The organism is Dolomitihabitans soli (genome assembly GCF_022213955.1).
In the GTDB taxonomy this organism is placed as follows: domain Bacteria; phylum Actinomycetota; class Actinomycetes; order Streptosporangiales; family Streptosporangiaceae; genus Streptosporangium_A; species Streptosporangium_A soli.
The window spans coordinates 1-15,865 of sequence record NZ_JAKNTW010000029.1 but is presented as its reverse complement, the minus strand read 5'-3'; the positions used below and the strand labels follow the sequence as shown (position 1 = coordinate 15,865).

The window sequence follows — 15,865 nt, the reverse complement described above, 5'->3', positions numbered from 1 at the left end:
TGGCCGTCCGCCCGGCCGGCGGTCAGATGGACGCGCCGCGCCGCCGGGCGGCCGTCCGCTCCTCCGGCACCAGGGCCGCCGCGCCCTCGCCAAGTTCGATGACGGACCGCGTCCGCGTCTCAGGCGATGTTGATCACCGTGCAGCGGCCGTGCGGGAACGCCGCCCCCTGCGCGGCACGCGGGAGGGGGTGAGATCCCGTGGCCGGGTCGGTGAGATCCCGCAGGACCTGTTCGCGGGCGAACAGCCGGACCAGCTCGTGGAAGCTGTAGACGAGCTCGTCCGCGGCCTCGACCCGCAGGAAGTGGTTCTCCACGAGCCGGGCGAGGTGACCGTCGACGGCGGCGGGGTCGAGCTCCAGCATGCGGGCGACGCCGCGCGCGGTGAAGGCCGCGGGAGGGATCAGGCTGAGCAGCCGGACGAACAGGCGTTCTTGCCGGGCGAGCCGGAGATAACTGGAGCGCAGCCGGGCCCGCACGTCGAGGCCGTCGAAGCGGAGTTCGTCGAGCCGCCGGCGGGCGCCCGCCAGGTGCCGGGTGAACTTGTCGAGCGGCCATCCGCTGGCTGTGAACCGTACGCCGGCGGCGCGGATCGCCAGCGGAAGGTGGCCGCACAGTTCCACCAGCGTGTCCGCGGCCGGCCGTTCGCCGGCGAGCAGGGTACGGCCGGCGATGTTCTCCAGCAGTTCGACGCCCTCGCCCGTCGTGAGGAGGCCGAGGTTAACGCTGGTGGCCCCCGGCAGCGGGCGTAGCCCTGTTCGTCCCGTCACGATGGCCGCGCTCGGCGCGGAGCCCGGCAGCAGCGGCTGGAACTGGCGTGCGGAGGCGGCGTCGTCCAGGAGCAGGAGCAGCCTGCGGTTGGCGGCCCAGGTGCGGAAGGCGCTGGCACGTCCGTCGAGATTCGGGGGGATGCGGTCGTCCGGCAAGCCCGCCGCGCGAAGAAAGCCGGTCAGCACGTCCGCCGGGTCGGCCGGGTCGCCCGCGGTGCCGCGCAGGTCGGCGAACAGCTGGCCGTCGGGGAACGACGGCCGCAGCCGGTGGGCCGCGCGTACGGCCAGCGCGGTCTTGCCGATGCCCGGCATCCCGCTGATGGAGATGATGCGCAGCGTCGTGTCGTCCTCGGTGCTCGCGGGCCGGGTCAGGTGGTTCACGATCAGGTCCACGTCGTTCCCGCGAGAGACGAAGTCCGCGACATTCGGCGGCAGTTGGGCCGGCACCGCGAACTCGGTGACGGCGGCGGGCCCGACCCGGATCGGGGTCGGAGTGACCGCCGAGGCGTGGTCGAGAGAGGGGTCGGAACACAGGAGGGCCTGGTGCAGCCGCTGCGCCTTCGCGCTGGGTTCGACCCCGAGGTCCTCGACCAGCAGCCGGCGCAGGTTCTGGTAGGCGTCGAGGGCTTCGGCCCGGCGGCCCGACCGGTGCATCGCCAGCATCAGCTGGGTGTGGAAGCCCTCGTGCAGAGGGTTCGCGGAGACGAGTTCCTTCAGCTCCCTGATGGCCACCTGGTGCCCCCCGAGATGCAGGTCCGCCTCGATGCGGAGGGCCAGTGCCTGGAGCCGGCTCTCTTCGAGGGAGGTGATGTAGGTCGAGAGGAGCCCGCCGGCCGTCACGTCGGCCAGGGCCGGGCCGCGCCACAGGGTCAGCGCCTGCGACAGAAGCCGCTGGGCGGCCTCGTGGTCGCCGGCGGTCAGCGCGCCGCTGCCGGCGGACATCAGCCGTTCGAAACGGTGGAGATCGACGTGATCGGGGGGGACGGTCAGCATGTACCCATACGGTCTGGTCAGCAGTGTCCCGTCGGCGCCCTCGGTGAAGATCTTTCTGATCTTGTAGATGTAGGTCTGCAGGGTCGACTGGGCGCTCGTCGGCGGGTGGTCGGGCCACAGTTCGTCGATCAGCTCCGACATCAGGACGAGCTGGTTGTTGCGTAGCAGGAGGAGGGCCAGCACCTCTCTCACTTTGGGCGGGGTGGGGGTCAGTTCCGTCCCCCGGTCGCACACGGCCAACGGCCCCAGCAGCAGAAACTCCATACCTCGTCTCCGTTCTCTCTTCGGTGGATGGAGCTTCCGAACATCTTTCGATGGGGCGCGCCGGGGCATGTTCCGTCAGTATGATTACGTACGGTTATAACTAACAACACATAGTGATTACACTCTGGCGAGACGGTAACCGGGGGCGGCGATCTCCCAGATGGGCAGGTCAGCAGGGTTGTCACCGGCGGCGAGGTGGCCGGATCGCCCGGCCCAGCGGCGGATCCCGGACCGCGGTTCGCTCCTGTGGCGCGTCACCGGACGCGGTCCGGGCGAGGGCGCCGATTCAGCGGCGTTCCCGTACCCGGAGGATCACCGCGGCGTCCTTGTCGCCGTCGCCCGCGGTGACGGCGGCGTCGAACCGCGCCGCCGCGGAGTCGGTCAACGGCAGCGTGAGCCCGAGCCGGGCCGCGTCACGCCGTACCAGATGGAGGTCCTTCGCCATCAGACTCGCCCGGAACGCGGGCGGTTCGTAGACCCCGCTGCGCATGAAATCCGCGCGGAAGGTGAGCAGGGGCGAGGCGAGCGCGCCCCCCTCGCCCGCCATCGTGTCGAGCAGGACCTCCTGGTCGATCCCCGCGCGCACGCCGTAGGCCACCGCTTCGGCCAGCGCGGCGGTCTGCGCCCCGAGGAGCAGGTTGAAGGCCAGCTTCAGGGCGCACGCCCGGCCGTCCCCGCCCAGGTGCGTGACCTGACGGCCGAGTGCCCTGAGCAGGCCGGCGACGCGCTCCACGTCGCCGGGATCTCCCGCGGTGAAGAGGCGCAGTCGGCCCGCCCTCGCCATCAGCGGGTTGCCGACCACACATGCCTCCACGCGGCCGACGTCCGCGGCCCTCAGCCGTGCCGCCGACCGGCGAGCGTACTCGGGGGAGACCGTGGTCGTGTCGATCAGCAGCATGCCCGGGCGGAGGGCGGGAGCCAGCCGTCCGAACACCATCTCCTCGACGGCCTCCTCGTCGCTGAGGCTCAGCAGCACGACGTCGGCTTCGGCCACGGTCGCGGTGAGGCTCTCCGCCGTCCGGGCGCCGGCCTCGATGAGCGGCCTCCCCTTCTCGGGCGTCCTGTTGTACACGTGCAGCGGAAAGCCTTCGTCGAGGAGCCGCAGCCCCATTCCCGCGCCCATGCCGCCCAGCCCGATGAGGGTGATCCTCGGCAGGTCCATCCCGCTCAGCCGTTCGGGGCGTCGGGAGCCAGCTGGGAGACGCAGCGCATCGTCGCGTTCCTGAAGTAGTCGCCGAACCCCGCGGGCGTGCTGGTGTCGCGGCGTTCCGCCAGATGGGGGGCGAGCCGTTCCTCCAGATGGTGGACGCCTGGGTGCCCGGCCATCTTCCTGGCCACGTCGGCGAGGTCGCCCTCGTAATGGATGACCCGCACCATGAACTCGTCCTTGACGAACACGGCGGTTCCCAGCAGCCGGCCGGACTCGGTTCCGTCGTCGCCGTACAGCGTGGGCGAGCTGACGCGCTGGAATCCGGCGAAGATCTCGGCGATCTCGTCTTCGTGACCCGGCTTGACCTTGTAGGTGATCGCTGCGTACGGCATCAGATGCCTCCATCCACGTTCAGGGTGATCCCGGAGATGTATCCGGAGAGGTCGCCGGCGAGGAAGAGCACGGCGCCCGCCACCTCCTCGGGCGTGCCGAGCCGGCCCAGGGCGGTCATGGCCCGGAGCCGGTCGCGGACCTCGGGAGGGGGGCCGCCGCCCGGTCCGGTGTCGACGACGCCCGGGGCGACGATGTTGACGCGGATCCCGCGCGGGCCCAGTTCCTTGGCGAGTGAGCGGGTGAGCCCGACGAGGGCCGCCTTGGCCGCCGTGTAGTGGGCGCTGCCCGGCCGTCCGCGCAGGGCCGCCGAGGCGCCCAGGTTGATCACGGACGACCGGGCGGAGAGCAGGGGGAGCGCGGCCTGAGTGACGAGGTACACGGCGGTGAGGTCGACCTCGATCACCCGGTGCCACTCGGCGGGGGAGAGGCCGGCCAGCGGCGCCACCCCGTCCACACCGGCGTTGTTGACCAGCACGTCCAGCCCGCCGAGCGTCGCCGCGCAGACGTCGATCAGCCGGGCGACGTCGTGGGCGTTCGTGACGTCCGCCTGAACGACCCGGTGCCCGCCGCCGATCGCGTCGAGTTCGGCGGCCAGTTCCTTCGCGGCGGATTCGTCTCCGTGGTAGCAGGTGACGAGGCGTGCGCCCGCCCCGGCCAGCGCGAGCGCGGTGGCCAGGCCGATCCCGCGGGTTCCTCCAGTGAGCAGGATTCTGCTGCCGGGGATCTTCATGGCGGGCCCTCCTGCGCCGGGTAGGCCGCCTCGACGGCGTAGACGGCGAACGGCTGTTCGCGGGTGTGGTCCTGGTAGGGCCGCAGCGGAGCCGTCGCCTGCCGGTGCCCGGCTCCCTCCTCCCAGGCGCGGAAGGCGGGCAGGCTCTCCCATTCGCTCATCACCACGAAGCCGCTGGGATCGTGGACCGATCGCAGCAACTCGTTGCCGAGCAGTCCGCGGGTGCCGGCGAGGTCGCCGCTGATGCGGTGGTAGGCGCGGGTGACGGCGCCGGGCTCGCCGTCGCCGGGTTCCGTCGCGTAGACCAGGACGCGCACGCGGGCCGTCACGAGACCCGCCCCCCGGCGCCGGTCATCGCGAATATGACGTGCATGGTGGTCATGGACCCGCTGGAGCGGTACGGGTGGAGTCTGGCCCGGTGGTCCCGATGGCCGGTGCTGCACTCGAACCCGCGGAAGCGCGGTTCGTCGATCCAGTCGCTGACGACGTAGTAGACACCCGCCTCCTCGGCGCTCTTGGCGAGCCACTGGCCGAGGTTGGCGGAGTGGCCGGTGATCTCGCCACCGATCTCGTACCAGGTCTGTTCGAACTCCTGCTCCATGCCCGGACGGATCTGCATCCGCAGCATCACCCTGAAGGACACGTCACACTCCTCCGTCCACGTTGATCGTCTCGCCGGTCACGAAGCTGGACAGGTCAGCGGCCAGGAACGCCACCACGTTCGCGATCTCCTGCGGGCGGCCGAGCCTGCCGAGCGCGATCAGCCGCTGGTAACGTTCCCGCACCTCCGGGGCGACCTCCCTGTCGGTCTCCACCGGGCCGGGCGCCACGACGTTGACGCGGAAGCCGCGTGGGCCGAGCTCCTTGGCGAGCGAGCGTGTCAGGCCGATGAGTCCCGCCTTGGCGGCGGTGTAGTGGGCGCGCAGCGGGACGCCGACGGTCGCCGCCCGCGAGCCCACGTTCACGATCGACGCGCCGGGGGTCAGCAGCGGCAGGGCCTGCTGGATGACGAGCATGGCGGAAGTGAGGTTGGTGTCGAGGGCCGTGCGCCACTCCTCCGCCGACAGCTCGGCGAACGGGACATGTGTGATGAAGCCAGCGTTGTTCACCACCACGTCGAGGTGGCCGAGCCGGGTCGCGCACTCCTTCATCAGGAGGTCGACGCCCGCGGGGCCGCCGACGTCGGCCTTCACCACGTGGTGCTCGCCGCCGACTTCCCTCAGCTCTTCGACCAGGCTCTCCGCGCCCTCCTCGTCCTGCCGGTAGCAGGTCAGCACGTTGGCCCCGGCGTCGGCGAACGTGCGCACGATGGATCTGCCGATCCCTCGGGTACCCCCCGTCACCAGGATGTTCTTGCTCGTCAGTCGGATGTCCACTGTCACTCCGTCGGATGAGGGCGGCGGTCGCCACCGTGTTCGTCCTCAGGGCCAGGAAGGCGATGAGGGTCCGGACGAGATTCCCGCGGCCGTGCGGGGCGAGTACGGGTCCAACGAGGCCCGTTCACCAGGGTGGTGATCACGACCTGGCCGCCGCCTCGATGATCCCCTTGATCCGGTTCATCTGGACGACCGTGTTGCGGTTGAGGTGATCGGTCATCGCGTAGTCGTCGACCGGGGCGGACGGCTTCATCCGGAAGTCCTGCACCCAGCGCATCCGCACGCCGTCCGCGACCTCCCGGTACTCCCAGAAGATGCGCATGTACGCGAACGGCCCCGTCTCCACCCGGTGCGCGCGGACCGTGCCGGTCCGCCGGTCGGGCGTCCGCTCGGAGACCCAGCTCCACACGTTGCCGTCCTCGTCCGGATGCATGGTGAGCCGGAAACGGACGGAGCCGGCCCGGCGGTCCAGGATCTCCACCGAGGCGTACTCGCTGAACAGCTCCGGCCACGACTCGACGTCGTTGGTCATCGACCACACCAGGTCGTACGGCGCGGCGATGGTGATCGAGTTGTCGGTGTGCCCGGCGCCCGTCAGCTTCCGGCGGACGAAGTCGGCCAGGTGCCGGGGCGTGGTGATCTCGCTGATCGCCTCGTCGGGGACCGCGATGCCGTACTCGCGTTCGATCCGTGAGCCGATCTCCAGGACCGCCAGGGAGTCGTAGCCGAGATCGGGGAACGACCTGTCCAGGATGTCGCCGTCGAGGTCGACGTCCTCGTCGACGCCGCCGCTTTCCCGCATCAGCCTTCTGAGATGGTCGAAGGTGAGTTCGGGCATCACGTCCTCCATGTCGTGTTCGATGAGGTGACCGCTCTGACGATCAGGGCGGAGTTGAACCCGCCGTGACCGCGGGCGAGGATCAGCGCACTGCGCACCGGGCCGGGTCTCGGACGGCTCAGCACCAGATCGATCTCGTGCTGGGCCGCCACCTCGCGGACGCCGACGGTGGGCGGGATGACCTGGTGTCTGAGCATCAGCAGGGCGGTGGCCAGATCGAGGGCGGAGCCGCCGCCGTACAGGCGCCCGGTCATCGTCTTAGGGGCGGTCACCGGCACGCGGCGCGGGCCGAAGACCGCCGCGATCGACGCGGACTCGTCCGTGTCCAGTTCCGGGACGGCGATGGCGTCGGCGAAGACGACGTCGATGTCGGCGGGGGACAGCGCGGCGTCCGCGAGCGCGCCCTCGATGGCCCGCCGCAATCCGGGTGAGCGACCCGACCCCGGCCGCGGGTCGAAGGTGGCCGCGTAGCCGGCGACCTCGCCGTAGGGACGTTCGACCCCTCTGGACCGCGCGGAGCCGGCGTCCTCCACGATGAGCATCGCGCCGCCTTCGCCGGGCAGGTAACCGCACGCCTCGATGTCGAAGGGCAGGTAGGCGCGGGTGCGGTCCCGGCTCGTGCTCAACAGTCCGGTGGGGAGCTGCGTGGTCAGGCCGTAGGGGGACAGGGAGGCGTCCGTGCCGCCGACGACCGCCAGCCGGGTGCCCGCCCGGATGAGCCTGCGGGCCTGCGCCACCGTGTCGAGCCCGCCGGCCTGCTCCGCCGCGATCACCCCGCAGGGGCCGCGCATCCCGTGCCGGATCGAGATCTGGCCGGTCGTCGCCGCGTAGAACCAGGCGATGGACTGGTAGACGCCGACGTGGCGCGGGCCCCTGCTCCACAGGTGTTCGATCTCCCGCTGGCCGAACTCGGCGCCCCCGGAGGAACTCGCCGTCGCCACCGCCATCTCGTACTCGGAGAACGCCGCGGGGTCGGCCGCGGCGTCGTCCAGGGCCATCGCCGCCGCCGCCAGGCCGAGGTGGGTCCAGCGATCCGTCTCGACGAGGAGGCGGCTGGGCACGTGATCCGCGGCCGTGAAGTCGCGGACCTCGCCGGCGAGACGCGTCGGGTAGCCGCCGGCGTCGAACCGGGTGATGCGATCGATGCCGCTCCTGCCCTCCAGGACCGCGGCCCAGTAGGCGTCGGCGCCGCACCCGTTGGGCGCGACGACGCCTATGCCGGTGAACACGGGCATGACCGTCACCCGTCCGCCTTGTGCGGGGCGGCGAGCACCATCGCGGTCTGGAAGCCGCCGAAGCCGCTGCCCACGCTCAGCACCACGTCGATCGGGTGCTCCCGGGCCGTCACCGGCACGTAGTCGAGATCGCATTCGGGGTCGGGCTCGTGCAGGTTGGCCGTCGGCGGGACGACCTGGTGCTCCATCGCGAGCGCGCAGGCGGCGACCTCGATCGAGCCGATGGCGCCGAGCGAGTGCCCGACCATGGACTTGATCGAGCTCACCGGCACCTGCCGGGCCCGCTCGCCGAGGCTCCGCTTGAACGCGGCGGTCTCGTGCCGGTCGTTCTGCTTGGTCCCGGAGCCGTGGGCGTTGATGTAGTCGACGTCCCCGGGGTTCAGCCGCGCCTGGTCCATGGCGACGCGGATCGCCTCCGCCATCTCCCTGCCGTCGGGTTTGAGGCCGGTCATGTGGAAGGCGTTGGACCGGCCGGAGAACCCGGCGATTTCACAGTAGACGGACGCGCCGCGCCGCCGGGCGGCCGTCAGCTCCTCCAGCACCAGGATCGCCGCGCCCTCGCCCAGCACGAAGCCGTCGCGGCGGCGGTCGAACGGGCGGGAGGCGTGCGCGGGGTCGCCGTTGTTCGGCGAGGTGGCCCTGATCGCGTCGAAGCAGGCGACGGTGATGGGGGAGATCGGGGCGTCGGTGGCGCCCGCCACCACGATGTCGGCGGAGCCCTCCTGGATGAGCTGGCACCCGTGGCCGACGGCGTCCAGCCCCGAGGTGCAGCCCGTGGAGATCAGCGCGGCCGGTCCCTCCGCCCCGCAGGCCCACGCCACCTCGCAGGCCAGCGTGCTCGGCACCAGGTAGCCGTAGAGCTGCGGCACGGCATAGCCGGAGTCGACGAGCCAGCGCCTGCCTCCGTCGCTGACGACGACGTACTCCTCCTCCAGCCCCATGGTGCAGCCGACCGCGCTGCCGATGCTGGTGCCGATGCGCTCGGCCGGGACATGGCCGGCGCCGAGCCCGCTGTCCGACCACGCCTCCCTGGCGGACACCACGGCCAGCTGGGCGGCGCGATCCATCCGCCTGATCTCCTGCGGCGTGAGACCCTCGGCGGCCGGATCGAAGTCGCACTCCGCGGCCATCTGGGAGCGGAAGCCCGCCGGGTCGAAGAAGGTGATCGTGCGGGTCGCCGTACGGCCCGCCGCGAGCAGCTCCCAGAAAGCCTTGCGGCCGATTCCGCCGGGGGCGCAGACGCCGATTCCGGTGATGACGGCCCGGCGCCCGCTCATCACCGGTCCCCGACGTTCGGCACGGGCTCCACGGGGTGGGGGAGGGCCTCGGTGTCGACGTGCCCGAGGTCCGGCCGCGGAGCCAGCGGGCACAGGTGGAAGACGACCAGCGCCGGCTCAGCCGTGAAGTTCGTCACCCGGTGCCGCGCCCCGATCGGGATCATGATGCCTTCCCCGGAGTCGAGCGTGATCCTCTCGCCGTCGACCCGGACCTCGATCCCGCCACGGACGACGTACAGGAACTCCTCGGAATAGGGGTGATAGTGCTCGGAGACGTATTCGCCGGCCTGAAGGGTGAGCACACCCGTGAAACCCGTGGAGGCTCCCACCGTCGTCGGGCTGAGGAGCACCCGGATGTCTCCGCCGCGCCGGCGGTTGGGCGCCACGTCGCAGGCGGCGATCTTCCGTACGGCTCGCGCCGGGCTCGTCTCAGGCATCGGCACGGCCCCGCCCTACTTCCCACTGATAGAAGGGAATCGCCATGGCGTCCTTGGGTTCCCGCCAGTTCGGGTCATAGGGGCGCATGTGTACGGCCAGCCGCCGGGCGACGTCCTGGTACAGCGGATGGCCGCGCGCCCGGTAGAGACGTTCGGTGACGTCCTCCCCGGCCTCCACGAGGTGGAAGTAGAGGTCGTGGAAGCGGAAGAGCGTCCGGCGTGAGACACCGATCAGGTGCGGCAGGTCCGTGGCGTCGGAGCCGGTGAAGATCTCTGCCACGGCGTCCGCGCTCGTGGCGTCCATCCGGGCGACGATCAGTCTGTTCACGGCAGCTCCTCTCCTGGTGCTTTCATTGCTCGCCCTGTGCGGGAGGGACCTTGCCCGAGCACGATGGGCCGGCCGGTTCGCGGCCTGGTCGACGCCTGGTCCACGGCCGGTCGTCCCTCGTTCGACGACGGCGCCATCGGCCCGGCCGCGCGATCAGGTGAGCGTGACCGCGACGCTGTTGAGCGCCAGCGCGATGAGGGCGAGCGCGGTGCGCAGCAGGTGCCATCCCCGCCAGGCGGGCCGCGGGTCGAGCCAGTCGGCCGGGATGAAGTCCGGGTCGAGCCGGCGCACCCGGCGGTTGATGGGCACGTTGCACAGGTGGGACACGATGGCCACGCCGATCAGGCACACGGCCGCCATCGCGAAGAGGCCCCTGCCCGGTGATCGCTCCACGACGACGACGAGGCCGAGGTCGGTGGCGGCGCTGGCGAGCACGATCACGGGCATGGTCGGATCCCAGTTGCGTTGGAGCGACTGGTGTGAGCGGATGTACATGTCCGGCGACATGGACATCAGGGCGGGTACCGTGTTGAGCGCCACGGCGAACAGCACGCCGGCGACGATGCCGCTGCCGATCAGGGCCGGGATGCTCAACGTCTGCGAGATCATCGGCGGTTCACCCCGCCTTCGGTCGTGGGCGGGGAGAGGCGGGTGCGCGGCGTGTGCGCCGCCGGAAGTCGTCCATACGATCAAGGATCGATGTGACGCTCCAGGACGGCTGGAAGCTCGTTGAACTCCAGAACGCTCACCATCGCCGCGCCGGGCCGGGTCCGGTGAGATCGGCCGTCTCACGCGCCGGGGCCCACCACCCCCGGTTGTCGCGGTACCAGCCGACGACCTCGGCGAGACCGTCGTCGAACGGGATGCGGGGCAGGTAGCCGAGTTCACGTTCCGCCTTGCCGCAGTCGAGGGAGTGGCGCCTGTCCTGTCCCTCCCGGTCGGCGGCGAACCGGACCTGTTCCCAGCTGGAGCCGCAGAGCCCGACCAGCCGGCCGGCGAGTTCCCTGTTGGTGAGCTCCCTGCCGCCGCCCAGGTGGTAGACCTGCCCGGGCCGTCCGCCGTCCAGGACCAGCTGCAGACCCCGGCAGTGGTCGTCGACGTGCAGCCACTCCCGCGTGTGGAGGCCGTCACCGTGGAGCCGGACCAGCCTCCCGTCGAGCAGGTCGGTGACGAACCTCGGGATGATCTTCCCGATGAACTGGCGGGGCCCGTAGGTGTTCGAGCATCGGGTGACCGACACCGGCAGGCGGTGGCTCCGGTGGTAGGCCAGGGCGAGCAGGTCTCCGGCGGCCTTCGACGCCGCGTACGGCGAGCTGGGCCGCAGGGCGTGCCGCTCGGTCCACGAGCCGGTGCCGATCGAGCCGTACACCTTCCCGGTGGACACCTGGACGACGCGTTCCACACCCGCTCGCAGGCAGCACTCCAGGACGGCCCGGGTGCCGAGCACGTTGCTGATGACGTACTCTCCCGAGCCGAGCAGCGTACGGCCGGCGGGGGGCTCGGCCGCCAGATGGACGACGGCGTCGTGACCGCGTACCACGTCGTAGAGCGCCGAGGCGTCGCAGACGTCGGCCTTGACGAAGGAGAGACGCGGGTGGTCCAGGGGCAGGTTCGCGAGGTTGCCCGTGTGGGTCACTTTGTCCACGACGGTGACGGCCACGTCCGGGTAGCCCGGGTAGTCGCCGGCGAGGAGGCGGCGCACGTAGTGGGATCCGATGAAGCCGGCGCCACCGGTGACCAGGATCCTCATGGCTGGATCAGCACCTCGCTGTGGTCACCCAGGATGAGGCGGCGACCGTTCGCATTACCCTGCTGAACGCCGAGCCGGACGGATCTGCCGATCACCGACTCGCGGATGCCGCGCACGCCGTCGAGCGTGCAGCCGTCGAGCACGATGGAGTCCTCGATCCCGCAGTCCGTGATCTCGCACTCGGGACCGATCGACGTGCACGGCCCGATGGAGCTCCGGGCGAGGACGGTGTCGCCGCCGATGATCGCGGGTCCCTGGACGCGGGACGCGATCACGCGCGCACCCTCCTCCACGACGACCTGGCCGACCAGCTCACTGTCGTCGTCGACCGTGCCGCGGATCGCGGGTTGCATCCTGCCGAGCACCTCACGGTTGCAGTCGAGCAGGTCGTCGATCCGCCCGGTGTCCCTCCAGTAGCCGTTCACGACATGGGTGACGACCTCGTAGTCGTGGTCGATCAGCCAGGTGAGGGCGTCGGTGATCTCCCGTTCGCGGCGCCAGTTCGGTGTGATGCTGCGCACCGCCTGATGGATCGCGGGCGAGAACGCGTACGCTCCGATCACCGCCAGGTCGCTGCGCGGGCTGCGCGGCTTCTCCTCCAGGCGGATGACCCGGTCCGCGCCGCCGAGTTCGGCGACGCCGAAGCCCGTCGCGTCGGGCACCCTGCCGGTCATCACCATCGCGGCGGGCCGGCGCTTGAGGAACTTGTCCCTGAGCGCGACGACTCCCTCAAGGATGACGTTGTCGCCGAGATAGAGCACGAAGTCGTCGTCGCCCAGGAAGTCCCGCGCGATCAGGATGCAGTGGGCGAGCCCCAGGGGAGCGTCCTGGGGGATGTAGGACACCTCCAGGCCGAACGCCGATCCGTTGCCGACATCGCGGCGCACCTGGTGGTCGCGGTCGTCCACGATGATGCCGACCTGGGTGATCGCGGCGTTCCTGATGGCCTGGAGTCCGTAGTGCAGAACGGGTTTGTTGGCGATGGGAAGGAGATGCCTGGGCAGGGTGTGGGTGAGTGGGCGCAGGCGTGTTCCGGGCCCGCCGGCGAGGACGAGAGCCTTCATTGTCGGCCTTCCAGAGGCGGAGTGATCCACCCTCGAGGGTCGTCCACCCAGCTGGCAGGACGGTGGAGCGAAGGTCGAGAGCCTCTCGTCCGGCCGGCTCAGAACGTGACACCCTTGCCTCGGCGTTTCAGGAAGGCCGCCACCGCCTGGCCGGTCCGGACAGCAGGAGCCGCCGTGGTCCTGGTGCGCAGGCGGTGGCGGCGCTCACGTCGTCGACGAGGTGGCGGACACTCTGGAACGGCCGGGCGACAGTCCCACCGGCGATCAGGCGCTCAGCCCGAGGGGGCCGGCTGATCATCCTTCGGCGCCCCACCCTTTGGGGCTCCTTCGCCACCGACCTCGCCGCCACCGTCCTGGCCATGCCGATCGCGCTCTTCCCCCTGATCAACGAGATCCGCTTCGAGGGCGACCCCCAGACCCTGGGGCTCTTTCTGTCCGCGATCGCAGTCGGCGGGCTCAGCGCCGGTATGCTCTCCGGGACCGTCACCCGGTTACCTCGCAGCGGCCTCGTCCAGCTCGTCGCAGCCACGGTTTGGGCGGCCAGGGGCTCGAAGGTCATTCGAACCCCTGGACGCGGTCAGCCGATGCGGAGCGGGAGCGTGCGCGGCCCGCGGACCTGGCTCGCGGCCCAGGTCACCGCGGATGGATCTTCGAGACTGAAGGCCGGAAAGCGCTCCAGCCAGACCTCGAGCGCGACCCGCAGCTCCATGCGCGCCAGATGTGAGCCCACGCACCGGTGGATGCCGAGACCGAACGCGGCATGCCGGTTGACCTCGCGGTCGATGACGACCTCATCGGCCCGGTCGAACTGGGCCGGGTCGCGGTTGGCCGCCGGGAACGACAGCAGGATCCAGTCGTCGGCCTTCATGTCGACGCCGTTCCAGTGCATGTCCTCCTTGACCAGCCGGGCCATCGTGACCGGCGCGTAGGCCCGGAGCAGTTCCTCCATCGCGGTCGGCAGCAGGGCGGGCTCGGCGACCAGGCGCTCGCGGTCGGCCGGTGTCTTGGCCAGGTGCCACAGCGACGCGCCGATCGCGCTCCAGGTGGTGTCGATGCCGGCGATGAGCAACAGGGCCATCGTGCCCGCCACATGGGCCGGCGCCAGCTTCTCGCCGTAGAGCTCAGCGTTGATGAGGTAGGTCGTCAGATCATCGCGCGGATCGTCGACGTGATCGCGTATCTGCGCGTACAGGTACTCGAACAGCTTCTCCATCCGGTCAACGCGCTCATCGGGCGGGGCGTTGACGCTCTCCAGGGCGTTCTCGACGAATTCGCGGAACAGCGATCCGTCCTCGGGCGGGAAACCGAGCATGTCGGCGATGACCCGCATCGGGATGTGCTGAGCGTAGTCGCGGGCGGCGTCGATGACCTGCTGCCCCTCCAGCGCGTCGATGAGCGAGTGGCAGAACGCTCGCGTCGCCCGCTCCTGCTTGGCGACGGCGGTCTTGGTGAACGCCGGCAGCAGCAGCTTGCGAGCGTCGTGGTGGAACGGCGGGTCGGAGGAGATCGGCGGTACGCCGCCCACCGGCGCGATCTCGCGAGGCGGCCGGACGTTGCTCACGATGATCGCCCGTGACGAGAAGCGATCGGTGTCGTAGGCGATCGCCGCGACGTCCTCGTAGCGTGTCGGCAGCCAGCCGCCGCCGAACCGCTCGGTGTGCGCGATCGGGCAGCGCTGCCGCAACTCGTCCTGGATGGCGTACGGGTCGGCGGCCCACTCGGGCTCGGCGTGGGAGAAATCGGTTGCCCAGTCGGAGACCGGGCCGGTGATGATCTCACTGCGCGCCGCGAGGGGCCGGCCTCGCAGCGTCTCCTGGAAACCTTGGTCGAAGCGGTCGTCGACGGTCATGTGACGCCTCCTCCCTAGAGGGATTCGATCGCTCTTTCCGGACAGTTGGACAGGGCCAGCTTCGCCATCTGCTCCTGGCCCGGCTGCACGACGCCGTCGCCGATCACCTGGCCGTAGCCCTCGTCGTCCTCGCTGAACAGGCCGGGGGCGAGGTCGTAGCAGCGGCCGTGTCCCTGGCATCGCTCGGCGTCGATCTTTACTTTCACCGTGGGGCTCCCCTCTGTGCTGTGGTGTCGGCAGGGGCGAAGGCGGTGACGACACGGGTGAGCAGCGCGGTCCACTCCTCGTCGTCGACCGTGTGCAGGTCGGGTGGGATGAGCGCGCTGCCGATCGCGAGCAGCAGGCAGAAGTGGGCCAGCGCGTCGGATGACAGCTCGCCGTCCAGTTCACCGCCGTGCTGGGCGGCCTGGACGAGCCCGGCGATCCAGTCGGTGCGCTGGCCGACGTAGTCACGCATCGGCAGGGCGACGTCCTCGTCGCGGCGGGCCGCGACGAGCGCCTCGACGATGAGGTAGCCGTGGGTGTCGCGCCTGTTCGGGAGCCGGCGGCCGACGACGAGCAGCAGGTCCGCGATCGACCGGTCCGGGTCGGCGGCCAGCAGGTCGGCCAGCAGCCGCGGCCCGTGCGCGCGCAGCGCGGCCACCAGCAGCTCCGCCTTCGAGCCGAAGTGAGCGTACAGCGCGCCGTTGCTCACTCCTGCGGCCGTGGCGATGTCGGTCACGCGCGTCCCGTCATAACCGCGCTGGGCGAAGACCTCCGCTGCCGCGTGCAGCAACCGCTTGCGCGTCTCCGCGGCGGTTACCCCTGCGATTCGCCCCATACACGAATTAAAAGAGCGTTCGTTTGATATGTCAACAGGGCATCAGTGCCGGCGTTCGTTGTCTGGGGCTCTTGAAGACGACAGTGCGTCACGCCAGATGGAAGCGGACATGGCAGTGGGCCATCGGAGATGGCAGTAGAGGCGCGTACGACAGGAGGTTGGGCTCGAAAAATGATGGTGGCCTGGCCCCGGCGGCTGGCGTTGGTGGTCGCTCCCGAGCCTGGCGAGTCGCTCGCGTCGTGGGTCGATCGGTTGGCGGTTCGGAACGGGTGCCCGCCGTGGATGATGGCCGAGTCGCCGAGACTGGACCTGCGTCCGGTTTCCGGCGATGTGCGTTCGTTGGCGTATGGCGTCGTCGCTACCACGGAGGTATGCGAGGCGATCAGTGCTGCCACGGGGGTAGGCGCCGAGGTCGTGCGGGATATGCACCTGGGGGTGTTCAACGGCTCTGCCCTGGACCTGGCGGGTGCTCGTCTACAAGGCGCGCTACCCGCAGATCGACTGCGTGATGCCGTGGATCGAGCCCAACCTCGGGATCGTCGGCGGCCATCCGGATGAGACCGCGATGACGCCGGCGGAGTTCTATCCCTTCTA

19 protein-coding genes are annotated in these 15,865 nt (G+C 70.5%); 1 reads left to right on the top strand and 18 read right to left on the bottom strand.

The window, feature by feature from the left end; genetic code table 11:
* Nucleotides 1-119 precede the first annotated feature (119 nt).
* From MBA17_RS38460 to MBA17_RS38370, 18 genes are all read right to left on the bottom strand, one after another.
* The gene (locus MBA17_RS38460; RefSeq protein WP_238502567.1) at nt 120-2,024 is read right to left on the bottom strand and encodes an AfsR/SARP family transcriptional regulator; all 1,905 of its coding nucleotides are present in this window, start codon (nt 2,022-2,024) and stop codon (nt 120-122) included.
* A gap of 286 nt (nt 2,025-2,310) precedes the next feature.
* Nucleotides 2,311-3,186 (bottom strand): NAD(P)-dependent oxidoreductase, encoded by an 876-nt coding sequence (locus tag MBA17_RS38455; protein WP_238502566.1) that lies wholly within the window; start codon nt 3,184-3,186, stop codon nt 2,311-2,313.
* A 5-nt stretch (nt 3,187-3,191) separates the two neighbouring features.
* Nucleotides 3,192-3,566: a SchA/CurD-like domain-containing protein gene (locus MBA17_RS38450; protein ID WP_238502564.1), complete on the bottom strand. Its 375-nt coding sequence runs from the start codon at nt 3,564-3,566 to the stop codon at nt 3,192-3,194.
* Nucleotides 3,566-4,297: an SDR family oxidoreductase gene (locus tag MBA17_RS38445; RefSeq protein ID WP_238502562.1), complete on the bottom strand. Its 732-nt coding sequence runs from the start codon at nt 4,295-4,297 to the stop codon at nt 3,566-3,568. The genes MBA17_RS38450 and MBA17_RS38445 overlap by 1 nt, the downstream gene beginning before the upstream one ends.
* A complete protein-coding gene (locus MBA17_RS38440; RefSeq protein WP_238502560.1) occupies nt 4,294-4,626 on the bottom strand; it encodes an antibiotic biosynthesis monooxygenase family protein in 333 nt (110 codons plus the stop codon). Before MBA17_RS38440 ends, MBA17_RS38445 begins: the two co-directional genes overlap by 4 nt.
* Nucleotides 4,623-4,940, bottom strand: coding sequence for an antibiotic biosynthesis monooxygenase family protein (locus tag MBA17_RS38435; protein WP_238502559.1), 318 nt, complete (start codon nt 4,938-4,940; stop codon nt 4,623-4,625). The genes MBA17_RS38440 and MBA17_RS38435 overlap by 4 nt, the downstream gene beginning before the upstream one ends.
* 1 nt (nt 4,941) lies before the next feature.
* Complete coding sequence (locus MBA17_RS38430; protein WP_238502558.1) at nt 4,942-5,673, bottom strand: SDR family NAD(P)-dependent oxidoreductase; 732 nt, start codon at nt 5,671-5,673, stop codon at nt 4,942-4,944.
* 139 nt (nt 5,674-5,812) lie between these two features.
* On the bottom strand, nt 5,813-6,511 hold the full coding sequence (locus tag MBA17_RS38425; RefSeq protein WP_455432934.1) for an SRPBCC family protein: 699 nt from the start codon (nt 6,509-6,511) through the stop codon (nt 5,813-5,815).
* Nucleotides 6,511-7,746 (bottom strand): ketosynthase chain-length factor, encoded by a 1,236-nt coding sequence (locus tag MBA17_RS38415; RefSeq protein WP_238502612.1) that lies wholly within the window; start codon nt 7,744-7,746, stop codon nt 6,511-6,513. The genes MBA17_RS38425 and MBA17_RS38415 overlap by 1 nt, the downstream gene beginning before the upstream one ends.
* 5 nt (nt 7,747-7,751) lie before the next feature.
* Entirely contained in the window at nt 7,752-9,023 is a 1,272-nt protein-coding gene (locus MBA17_RS38410) for a beta-ketoacyl-[acyl-carrier-protein] synthase family protein (protein WP_238502557.1), read from the bottom strand.
* Complete coding sequence (locus MBA17_RS38405; protein WP_238502556.1) at nt 9,023-9,460, bottom strand: cupin domain-containing protein; 438 nt, start codon at nt 9,458-9,460, stop codon at nt 9,023-9,025. The genes MBA17_RS38410 and MBA17_RS38405 overlap by 1 nt, the downstream gene beginning before the upstream one ends.
* Complete coding sequence (locus MBA17_RS38400) at nt 9,453-9,788, bottom strand: TcmI family type II polyketide cyclase (protein ID WP_238502555.1); 336 nt, start codon at nt 9,786-9,788, stop codon at nt 9,453-9,455. Before MBA17_RS38400 ends, MBA17_RS38405 begins: the two co-directional genes overlap by 8 nt.
* A gap of 153 nt (nt 9,789-9,941) precedes the next feature.
* Nucleotides 9,942-10,397: an anthrone oxygenase family protein gene (locus MBA17_RS38395; RefSeq protein WP_238502554.1), complete on the bottom strand. Its 456-nt coding sequence runs from the start codon at nt 10,395-10,397 to the stop codon at nt 9,942-9,944.
* A gap of 136 nt (nt 10,398-10,533) precedes the next feature.
* Nucleotides 10,534-11,538 carry a dTDP-glucose 4,6-dehydratase gene (locus tag MBA17_RS38390; RefSeq protein ID WP_238502553.1) on the bottom strand — a complete coding sequence of 335 codons (1,005 nt, stop codon included), beginning with the start codon at nt 11,536-11,538 and terminating at the stop codon, nt 10,534-10,536.
* The gene (locus tag MBA17_RS38385; RefSeq protein WP_238502552.1) at nt 11,535-12,602 is read right to left on the bottom strand and encodes a glucose-1-phosphate thymidylyltransferase; all 1,068 of its coding nucleotides are present in this window, start codon (nt 12,600-12,602) and stop codon (nt 11,535-11,537) included. The genes MBA17_RS38390 and MBA17_RS38385 overlap by 4 nt, the downstream gene beginning before the upstream one ends.
* A gap of 577 nt (nt 12,603-13,179) precedes the next feature.
* On the bottom strand, nt 13,180-14,451 hold the full coding sequence (locus MBA17_RS38380; RefSeq protein WP_238502551.1) for a cytochrome P450: 1,272 nt from the start codon (nt 14,449-14,451) through the stop codon (nt 13,180-13,182).
* Nucleotides 14,452-14,465: 14 nt separating this feature from the next.
* Nucleotides 14,466-14,657 carry a ferredoxin gene (locus tag MBA17_RS38375; protein WP_238502550.1) on the bottom strand — a complete coding sequence of 64 codons (192 nt, stop codon included), beginning with the start codon at nt 14,655-14,657 and terminating at the stop codon, nt 14,466-14,468.
* On the bottom strand, nt 14,654-15,271 hold the full coding sequence (locus MBA17_RS38370) for a TetR family transcriptional regulator (protein ID WP_238502549.1): 618 nt from the start codon (nt 15,269-15,271) through the stop codon (nt 14,654-14,656). The genes MBA17_RS38375 and MBA17_RS38370 overlap by 4 nt, the downstream gene beginning before the upstream one ends.
* 129 nt (nt 15,272-15,400) lie before the next feature.
* Between MBA17_RS38370 and MBA17_RS50715 the strand changes: the two genes are divergently transcribed.
* On the top strand, nt 15,401-15,829 hold the full coding sequence (locus MBA17_RS50715) for a TniQ family protein (protein ID WP_455432933.1): 429 nt from the start codon (nt 15,401-15,403) through the stop codon (nt 15,827-15,829).
* The last annotated feature ends 36 nt before the right edge of the window (nt 15,830-15,865 follow it).

What these genes read in the sequence shown, in the direction of transcription:
- MBA17_RS38460 (WP_238502567.1), bottom strand. Translation starts at nt 2,024, where the DNA reads ATGGAGTTTCTGCTGCTGGGGCCGTTGGCCGTGTGCGACCGGGGGACG.
- MBA17_RS38455 (WP_238502566.1), bottom strand. Translation starts at nt 3,186, where the DNA reads ATGGACCTGCCGAGGATCACCCTCATCGGGCTGGGCGGCATGGGCGCG.
- MBA17_RS38450 (WP_238502564.1), bottom strand. Translation starts at nt 3,566, where the DNA reads ATGCCGTACGCAGCGATCACCTACAAGGTCAAGCCGGGTCACGAAGAC.
- MBA17_RS38445 (WP_238502562.1), bottom strand. Translation starts at nt 4,297, where the DNA reads ATGAAGATCCCCGGCAGCAGAATCCTGCTCACTGGAGGAACCCGCGGG.
- MBA17_RS38425 (WP_455432934.1), bottom strand. Translation starts at nt 6,511, where the DNA reads ATGCCCGAACTCACCTTCGACCATCTCAGAAGGCTGATGCGGGAAAGC.
- MBA17_RS38415 (WP_238502612.1), bottom strand. Translation starts at nt 7,746, where the DNA reads ATGCCCGTGTTCACCGGCATAGGCGTCGTCGCGCCCAACGGGTGCGGC.
- MBA17_RS38410 (WP_238502557.1), bottom strand. Translation starts at nt 9,023, where the DNA reads ATGAGCGGGCGCCGGGCCGTCATCACCGGAATCGGCGTCTGCGCCCCC.
- MBA17_RS38405 (WP_238502556.1), bottom strand. Translation starts at nt 9,460, where the DNA reads ATGCCTGAGACGAGCCCGGCGCGAGCCGTACGGAAGATCGCCGCCTGC.
- MBA17_RS38395 (WP_238502554.1), bottom strand. Translation starts at nt 10,397, where the DNA reads ATGATCTCGCAGACGTTGAGCATCCCGGCCCTGATCGGCAGCGGCATC.
- MBA17_RS38390 (WP_238502553.1), bottom strand. Translation starts at nt 11,538, where the DNA reads ATGAGGATCCTGGTCACCGGTGGCGCCGGCTTCATCGGATCCCACTAC.
- MBA17_RS38385 (WP_238502552.1), bottom strand. Translation starts at nt 12,602, where the DNA reads ATGAAGGCTCTCGTCCTCGCCGGCGGGCCCGGAACACGCCTGCGCCCA.
- MBA17_RS38380 (WP_238502551.1), bottom strand. Translation starts at nt 14,451, where the DNA reads ATGACCGTCGACGACCGCTTCGACCAAGGTTTCCAGGAGACGCTGCGA.
- MBA17_RS38370 (WP_238502549.1), bottom strand. Translation starts at nt 15,271, where the DNA reads ATGGGGCGAATCGCAGGGGTAACCGCCGCGGAGACGCGCAAGCGGTTG.
- MBA17_RS50715 (WP_455432933.1), top strand. Translation starts at nt 15,401, where the DNA reads ATGGCAGTAGAGGCGCGTACGACAGGAGGTTGGGCTCGAAAAATGATG.